Genomic DNA, 7,987 nt, shown 5'->3' with positions numbered 1-7,987 from the left:
ACCGGGCCGTCGGGCCCCGCGGCGGCGCTGGGTCCCCGGTTCGGGCGCAGCCGGGGGCGCGGGCCGCTAGGCCGCGGCTACGGTCACTCGCCCTGCGGCGGCAGCGCGGCGATGAAGGGGTGATCGCGCTCGATCAGCCCCAGCTTGCTGGCGCCGCCGGGAGAGCCGAGCTCGTCGAAGAACTCGACGTTCGCCTTGTAGTAGTCCTTCCACTCCTCCGGAGTGTCGTCCTCGTAGAAGATCGCCTCAACCGGGCAGACCGGCTCACAGGCACCACAGTCGACGCATTCGTCCGGGTGGATGTACAAGGACCGCTGGCCCTCGTAGATGCAGTCGACCGGGCACTCCTCGATGCACGCCTTGTCCTTCACGTCGACACAAGGCTGCGCGATGACGTAGGTCACGCTGTCGTTCCTCCTCGATAGGGCGCTGGCGGGCCTCCTCAGGCTCCGCCGCCTGGCGCGCGGGAGCGCGGCGTCGTCGATGCCCGCCCCTAGTATCTCCGTTCCGGGGCATGATCCATACAGGAGGGGTGAACTGACCAGTGAAAATATCCGCGCATGGACGCCCAGAGGTCCGTATCACCGCTGCTGACGTGGGCAAACGGGTCTCTGTGAGGCGCTTGAACACTCCTGGGGCGGCGGAGGAGAAGTTCACCGACACGGTGGGTGTTCTCACATCATGGGACGACGGCGTGCTCATGATCACACGGCGGGATGGACAGAGTGTCCGGATCGCGGAGTCCGTGCTGGTCGCGGGCAAGGTGGTGCCGGCCGCGCCGGCCCGCCGCCGCGGACCCGCAGCGAGCTACCCGGAGCTGGCGCACATCGCCGCCCGCGCGTGGCAGCCGACGCAGAGCGAGCGGCTCGGCGACTGGCGGCTGAGGGCCTCCGGCGGCTTCACGCGGCGGGCCAACAGTGTGCTGCCGCTCGGTGATCCCGGGCTTCCGCTCGACGCGGCCCTGGATGCCGTACGACGCTGGTACGGCGAGCGTGGCCTGCCCGCCTACGTCCAGACCGCCACCGGCGCCGAGGGCACGCAGGAGCTGCTGTGCGCGGAGCTGGAGCGGCGCGGCTGGGTCCGGGAGGTGACCGCCGAGCTGTGGATCGGTGCCCTGGCACCGGTCGCGGACCGGGCCGAGGGCGCCTCGGTGGTGCTGTCCCGGGAGGCGGACGAGGCGTGGCTCGCCCGGTACCGGCGCAAGGGGGTGAGCGAGGTGGCTCTGCAGGTGCTCCGCTCCGGCCCGTCGGTGTGGTTCGCGACCGTACCGGGTGCGGCGGCCCAAGAGCCCGTGGCGGCGATCGGGCGGTGTGTCGTGGACGGACGGTGGGCCGGGTTCGCCGCCGTCGAGGTCGACCCCGTCCGGCGCCGCCAGGGGCTGGCCACCGAGGTGATGGCCGCACTCGCCCGGCGGGCCCTGGACGAGGGCGCCTCGGCGGCCTGGCTCCAGGTGGAGGACGACAACGAGGCCGCCCGGGCCCTGTACACCGCGCTCGGCTTCGCCCGGCACCACGCGTACCACCATTACCGGGAGCCGGACGCCGCCGGCCCCGGACGGTCGTAGGAACCGTCGTGGAAGGGCATGAGCCAGGCATGGGGCACCCGCGTCTTCCTCCCCCGTATCCGCCCCCGCCGGAGCGGTCGGCCGAGGTGCGCCGGCGCTTCGGCGAGGAGGCGCGGTCCGAGCGGCCGGATCTGTCGGCGCTGTGCCTGCTGATCGGCGCGGAGGCGGACGGTTCGCTGGACGAGGCCGGCATCGACGCGGCCCAGCTGGAGCTGGACCGGCTGGCCGGCGAGGTGCCGTTCCGTCCGGGCGGCCCGCATGCGTGGGCCCAGGCGCTGTGCCGGCTGCTGGGCGAGCGCTACGGGTACGCAGGGTCGGCCGGGGACTACGACAGGCTGGAGTCCTCGCTGCTGCACGAGGTGCTGCGGCGGCGGCGCGGGCTGCCGATCCTGCTCTCGGTGGTGTGGCTGGAGGTGGCGCGGCGGGCGGGCGCGCCGGTGTACGGGGTCGCGCTGCCGGGGCACTTCGTGGTCGGCTTCGGTCCGGCCGAGGAGCAGGTGCTGGCCGATCCGTTCGACGGCGGACGGGTCCTCACCGGGGCGGATGCCGATCTGCTCGTGGTGGGGGCGACCGGGGCCCCGTTGCAGCCGTCGATGCTGGTGCCCGCGGCGCCGCTGGAGGTCGTGCAGCGGATCCTGAACAACATCCGGGCGTGGGCCGCGACCCGCCCCGAGCGCTCGGACGTGGGCCTGTGGGCCGTGGAGCTGGCCCTGCTGCTGCCCGCGCATCCGGCCCGGCTGCGCCACGAACGAGGGCAACTTCTGGTGCAGCGCGGCGAGTTCCTTCGGGGTGCCGAGGAGCTGGACGCGTATGCCCAGCTGATCGAGGTCATCGACGAACCGGCCGCCCGCAAGATCCGGCAGCAGGCCCACTCGGCGCGCGCGATGCTCAACTGACCCGGCCGGCCGGGCCCGCGCACAGGAAGTGGTGCGCTCGCCCTGCCGATGCCGGCGTGCGCCCGCGGCAGAGCCACATGCCGGCACGGCCCCGCGCCCCTCGGCCCGCCGGACGGAGGAACGTCACAGCCACCCCTTCTCCCGGGCGATCCGCACCGCCTCGGCGCGGTTGCGCACCGCCAGCTTCTGGATGGCGGTGGAGAGGTAGTTGCGGACCGTGCCCTGGGAGAGGTGGAGGGCCTTGGCCAGTTCGGCGTTGGTGGAGCCGTCGGCCGCCGCCCGCAGCACCTCGCGTTCGCGCTCGGTGAGGGGATTGGCGCCCTCGGCCAGGGCGGCCGCGGCCAGGGTGGGGTCGATGACCCGTTCGCCGGCCAGCACCTTGCGGACGGCGGCGGCCAGTTGTGCGGCCGGAGCGTCCTTGACGAGGAAGGCGTCGGCGCCGGCCTCCATGGCGCTGCGCAGATAGCCGGGGCGGCCGAAGGTGGTGAGGACGACGAGCTTGACCGCGGGGAACTCGCGGTGCACCTCGGCCGCCGCCTCGATGCCGGTGCAGCCGGGCATCTCGATGTCGAGCAGCGCCACGTCGACGCCGTGCGCGCCGACGGCCGCCAGCACCTCGTCACCGCGGGCGACCTGGGCGACGACCTCGATGTCGTCCTCGAGGCCGAGGAGCGCTGCCAGCGCCTCCCGGACCATGGACTGGTCCTCGGCCAGAAGAACCTTGATCGTGCTCGTCATGCCCCGGATCCTACGTCCACCGAAGTGGGCGTGGGTACGCGGGCGACCAGCCGGAATCCATGCTTGATCCGGCTCGCTTCCAGGGTGCCGCCGGCCTTCTCCATACGCTCCGTGAGGCCGGTCAGGCCGTTGCCGGGCCCGTTGCCGCTGCCGCCGGATCCGTTGTCCTCGACGGAGAGTTCGAGCATCGGACCGTCCAGGGTCTGCCGGTGCGTGAGCTGGATCAGGCACTTGCCGGCGCCGCTGTGCCGGACCACGTTGGTGACGGCCTCGCGCAGCGCCCAGGCGAGGGCCGACTCGGCCTCCTCGGGGATGCCGGTGAGGTCGGGTTCGGCCGGGACCTCGGCGACGACTCCGGCGGCCGTCAGGGCGACCTGGGTGCCGGCGAGTTCGGCGGCCAGGCGCGGGCGGCGGTAGCCGGTGACGGCCTCGCGGACGTCGACCAGGGCCTGGCGGCTGACCTGTTCGATGTCGGCGACCTGCTGGGCCGCCTTGTCGGGGTGGCCGGGCAGCATCCGGCCGGCCAGTTCGCTCTTCAGCGTGATCAGGGAGAGCGAGTGGCCGAGGAGGTCGTGCAGGTCGCGGGCGAGCCGGAGGCGCTCCTCGTTCGCGGCGAGCTGGGCGACCGTGGCCCGCGCCTTGCGCAACTCCACGGTCGTACGCACCAGCTGGCCCACGCCGACCATCGCGAACCCGATGAGCAGGACCAGGAGCAGGCTTTCGTCCACCTCGCTCTGGCCGTCGTGCACTCCGACCAGATACATCGTCACGGTCGTCGCGGGAACCGCCCAGAGCGCGGCCCGGACCGGCAGGGTCGCCCCGCAGGCGACCGACACGTAGACGAAGAGCCCGAGCCAGTCGCTGCCGAGCGTGAAGGCCAGCAGGGACGCGAGGACACCGAGGACCGACAGCAGCGAGACGACGACCCGCGGTGTGAACGGCCGGCCCATGTTCCGGAAGACCAGCGTCAGATAGGTGACGACGAAGGCCGTGAGGCCGGCCCAGCCGGCGGCGGTGGCGAGCGTGGTGTGGTGCGCCGAGACCAGGTCCTTCACCGGCGAGCTGAGGAAGACCAGCCAGACGCCGATCCACAGCGACTTCACCAGCAGCTCGCGCCGGTTTCCGGGTCCCTGGCCGATGCGCACCTGCACCTCCGGCCGTGTCTCACAGGCTCGCGGGTCTTCCGTCATCGCGCTCACGCCTTCAGCGTGTCCTTCCGGTACAGCCAGGCCGCGCCGCCCGCGAAGAGGACGAAGTAGACGGCGAGGACGGCGACGTCCGTCGCGCTGGGGGCCTGGCTCTGTTCGATGGCCCGTCCCAGTTCAGCGTACGCGTGCGTGGGCAGCCACTTGGCTATGTCCTGCAGGATCTGCGGAAACGAGGTCGAGGGCATCCACAGGCCGCCGAGGATCGACAGGCCGAAGTAGACGATCATCGTGATGGGGCGGACCGCGTCTCCGGAGGCGACGTAGCCGATGGCGACGCCGAGCGCGGCGAAGACGAGGCTGCCCGCCCAGATGACGCCGGCGAGGGCGAGCCACTGCCAGGCGTCCAGGCGTACGTGCTTCACGGTGGCGGCGACCACGAACACCATGATGATCGACGGCAGGCTGACCACGGCCGCGCTGGCCGTCTTGGCGAGGACGTAGCCGCGTCCGGGCAGCGGGGTGAGCCTCAGCTGCCGCACCCAGCCGCTCTCGCGTTCCTTGGCGATCCGCTCGCTGTTGCCCATCAGGACGGCGGTCAGGGCGCCGAAGGAGGCCATGGAGACCATCAGGTAGGTGGCGACGGTCAGTCCGGTGTCGCTGACCTTCGCGTCGGAGCCGGAGCTGCTGGAGAAGATCAGGTAGATCATCGAGGGGTAGAGCACCGAGAAGAACAGGAACTTCTTGTTGCGCAGGGCGCGCGCGAGTTCGAGCTTGATCAGGGCGTTCATGACTGCTTGGCCTCCTCTGCCTCCGTGATGGCGACGAAGGCCTGCTCCAGGCCGAGCCCGGCGACTTCGAGATTGCGGGGGTAGACGCCGAGGCCGTACAGGGCGTGGACGGTGGCGTCGGCGTCGGTGGACTGGATGCGGACGGTCTGGCCCGATACGTCTATCGAGGTGAGGAACGGCAGGGCGCGCAGGGCGGCCTCGTCGATCTCCCCCTCCAGGTCGAAGGCGACCCTCCGGGCCCCCGCCTTGGCCTTGATCTCGGCGGCGGTGCCGTCGGCGAGGAGCCGGCCGCGGTGCAGCACCAGGACCCGGTCGGCGATGGCGTCGGCCTCTTCGAGGTAGTGGGTGGCGAAGAGGACGGTACGGCCCTGGTCGGCCTGCTCGCGCATGGTGGCCCAGAAGGCCTGGCGGGCGGAGACGTCCATGCCGGTGGTCGGCTCGTCCAGGATGATCAGGTCGCTGTCGCCGGCGGTGGCGAGGGCGAAGCGGACGCGCTGGGCCTGGCCGCCGGAGAGCTTGTTGACCTTGCGGTCGGCGATCTGCGTGACTCCGGCGCGGGCCATCACGTCCGCGGCCTTGTACGGCTTGGGGTGCAGCGAGCAGGCCAGCTTCACCAGCTCGGCCACGGTGACGTCGTCCATCAGCCCGCCGCTCTGCAGCATGGCCCCGACCCGGCCGGCGACGATCGCCTCGCGCGGGGTGCCGCCGAACAGGCTCACCGTGCCGCCGTCGGCCTGCTTGAGGCCGAGGAGCAGGTCGAGGGTGGTGGACTTGCCGGCCCCGTTCGGGCCGAGCAGGGCGACGGTCTCACCCGGGTTCAGCCGGAGCGAGAGGCCGTCGACGGCCTTCACGTTGCCGTACGTCTTGGTCACCTGGTCGAACCCGACCACCGGACTGGTGGTGGCCGGTGCCGCTGTCGTTGTCATGTCCCCCAGGCTGGCCGAGGGGACGCGGGGTCCGGCAGTGTCGGGGGTCCCGAGTGCCGGATGACAGTTGTCATGCCGAACGGCGCTGCATTGTCATCCCGTGCGGCGCCACGCCCGAAAGCGCGTGAAGGCCCGTCCTTGCGGACGGGCCTTCGTGCGTCGGACTCAGCTCGGGTTGGTGGCGATGACCGCGACCCGGTTGGTCTTGCTCGTCAGCGCCTGGCGCAGGGCGACGTAGACGTCCTGCGGGGTGACGGCCGTCTTCTTGCCGTTGCCGCGGGTGATGAGTACGCCGTCGAAGGTCTTGCCGTACAGCTGCTGAAGGGCGGCCAGGTCGGGCTTGTCGACCAGCTTGGCGTCGGAAGTGGGCACCACCCTGAGGAACTTCCAGAGCGATTTCTCCGGACTCATCAGGACAAAGTGCGTTGCGTCCGTCTGCACCTTGACGGTGGCCGACATCGCCGGCTCGGCGAACTCCTTCATCTCCCGGTCGACCTCGGCGTTGGAGACCGTCGGCTGCTTGGTGGTCGTCGGTACGGTGACCGGGTTCGCCGTGCCCGTCTCCACCATCGTGCGGTACGCCTGTTCGACCGCCCGGGTCGAGCCGCTCGCGTCGATGGCCTTGCCCGCCTTGCCGTAGACGGCCACTGCCTTGCCGGCCCGGAAGTCGATGGTGCCGTCGGTGACGGCGCCGGAGCCGGAGCCGCCGCCGCCGGTCTGCTGGAGCGCGGCCTGGAGCTTCTCCTCGTCGACCGGCATGACCGGCTCCACGACCCGGCTCTGGCCGAAGAGGGAGCCGATCACGGAGACGGGGTTGTAGTCGCTCGTCGCGGCCTGGCTCACCGTGTTCTGGAAGTCGAACTGCAGGCCGGCCTTGTCCGGGGTGAGGGAGACCGTCCTGCCGCCCACGGACAGCTTCAGCGGCTTGTTCACCCGGCTGCCGAAGGCGTCGTCGAGCTTCTTGACGGCGTCGTCACGGGTGCCGCCGCCGATGTCCACGCCGAGCACGGTGGTGCCCTTGGGTACGTCGGTGTGGTTCATCAGCAACCCGGCGCCGTAGGCACCGCCCGCGACGACGAACGCGCCGACGCCGAGCAGCACGAGTTTGCTGCGGCCCTTCTTCTTCGGCTTGGCCCCGGACTTGGGCTGCGCGGCCGGGGCAGGCGGCTTGGGCGCCGTGTGGGGCACCGGACCGTCCGGGTTCGCGCCGGCGCCGAACGGGGAGCCCCCGGCGCCGGGGACGACCGGGATGCCGCTGGTGACGGTGTGCCCGGAGACGTTGTCCGGGGAGCGGTACCCGGGCGTGCCCGGCTCGGGGGCCGGCTTCTGCGGGGTGAGGATCGCGGTGTCGTCGCTGAGCCCACCGCCCGGAACACCCGGGACGCCGGGAAGGCCCGGAGCGCCCGGTCCCGCGAGGGCGCCGGGGGCGAGCGGGCCGCCCTGGCCGTTGCGGTCGTTCGCGCCGCCGGGGCCGCCGTAGCCGCCCGGGCCGTCGAAGGACTCGGCGGGCTCCCCGACGAGGTTGCTGAGCGCGCTGGTCGGCGGGAGGAGGGGGCTGTCGCCGGTGACCGGCCCGCCGGTCGGGCCCGCGGGGCCCTGCGGGCCGCCGGGGCCGCCCTGGCCGTTCGGCCCGTTGAAGCCGCTGGGGCCGCCCGGGCCGCCCTGGCTCGTGGCACCGCCGGTGCCGCCGCCGAGACCGTTGTGACCGCTCTTCTCCGAGAAGTACGGCAGATCGTCGCGGCTCGGCTCGCCACCGCCGGACGCGCCGGAGAGGGAACCGCCCCGCGCACTCGCGGCCAGCGCCTCGGTGACGTCGAAGGAGCCGGTGCCGCCGCCGTGGCCCGGGGCCACGGGGCCGCCGGTGGCGCCGGACAGGCCCGAGCCGCTCGTGGCGCCGGGACGGGCGCCCGGCGCGCCCACGACCGGC

Annotated in this window: 8 protein-coding genes; 2 read left to right on the top strand and 6 right to left on the bottom strand. The window is 72.5% G+C overall.

The features are described 5' to 3' along the window. Nucleotides 1-83: 83 nt before the first annotated feature. Nucleotides 84-404: a ferredoxin gene (gene fdxA, locus AB0H32_RS44995; RefSeq protein WP_018561461.1), complete on the bottom strand. Its 321-nt coding sequence runs from the start codon at nt 402-404 to the stop codon at nt 84-86. 140 nt (nt 405-544) lie between these two features. Between fdxA and AB0H32_RS44990 the strand changes: the two genes are divergently transcribed. Both AB0H32_RS44990 and AB0H32_RS44985 read left to right on the top strand, forming a co-directional pair. Next, on the top strand, nt 545-1,564 hold the full coding sequence (locus tag AB0H32_RS44990; protein WP_361134440.1) for a GNAT family N-acetyltransferase: 1,020 nt from the start codon (nt 545-547) through the stop codon (nt 1,562-1,564). 29 nt (nt 1,565-1,593) lie between these two features. Then, nucleotides 1,594-2,460, top strand: a complete 867-nt coding sequence (locus AB0H32_RS44985) for a transglutaminase-like domain-containing protein (RefSeq protein WP_361134437.1) — start codon at nt 1,594-1,596, stop codon at nt 2,458-2,460. A 123-nt stretch (nt 2,461-2,583) separates the two neighbouring features. Here AB0H32_RS44985 and AB0H32_RS44980 read toward each other — a convergent pair whose 3' ends face one another. The 5 genes from AB0H32_RS44980 to AB0H32_RS44960 form a co-directional block, all read right to left on the bottom strand. Beyond that, complete coding sequence (locus tag AB0H32_RS44980; RefSeq protein WP_361134434.1) at nt 2,584-3,198, bottom strand: response regulator transcription factor; 615 nt, start codon at nt 3,196-3,198, stop codon at nt 2,584-2,586. After that, nucleotides 3,195-4,388 carry a histidine kinase gene (locus AB0H32_RS44975; protein WP_361134446.1) on the bottom strand — a complete coding sequence of 398 codons (1,194 nt, stop codon included), beginning with the start codon at nt 4,386-4,388 and terminating at the stop codon, nt 3,195-3,197. Before AB0H32_RS44975 ends, AB0H32_RS44980 begins: the two co-directional genes overlap by 4 nt. A 5-nt stretch (nt 4,389-4,393) precedes the next feature. Next, a complete protein-coding gene (locus AB0H32_RS44970; protein WP_361134432.1) occupies nt 4,394-5,134 on the bottom strand; it encodes an ABC transporter permease in 741 nt (246 codons plus the stop codon). Next, complete coding sequence (locus tag AB0H32_RS44965) at nt 5,131-6,060, bottom strand: ABC transporter ATP-binding protein (RefSeq protein WP_361134429.1); 930 nt, start codon at nt 6,058-6,060, stop codon at nt 5,131-5,133. Before AB0H32_RS44965 ends, AB0H32_RS44970 begins: the two co-directional genes overlap by 4 nt. Before the next feature lie 165 nt (nt 6,061-6,225). Further along, complete coding sequence (locus AB0H32_RS44960; protein WP_361134443.1) at nt 6,226-7,980, bottom strand: hypothetical protein; 1,755 nt, start codon at nt 7,978-7,980, stop codon at nt 6,226-6,228. Between the last annotated feature and the right edge of the window lie 7 nt (nt 7,981-7,987).

This window comes from Streptomyces sp. NPDC020362 (assembly GCF_040642095.1).
Taxonomy (GTDB): Bacteria; Actinomycetota; Actinomycetes; order Streptomycetales; family Streptomycetaceae; genus Streptomyces.
The sequence above is the reverse complement of the archived record's forward strand: the minus strand, read 5'-3'. Positions and strand labels throughout refer to the sequence as shown.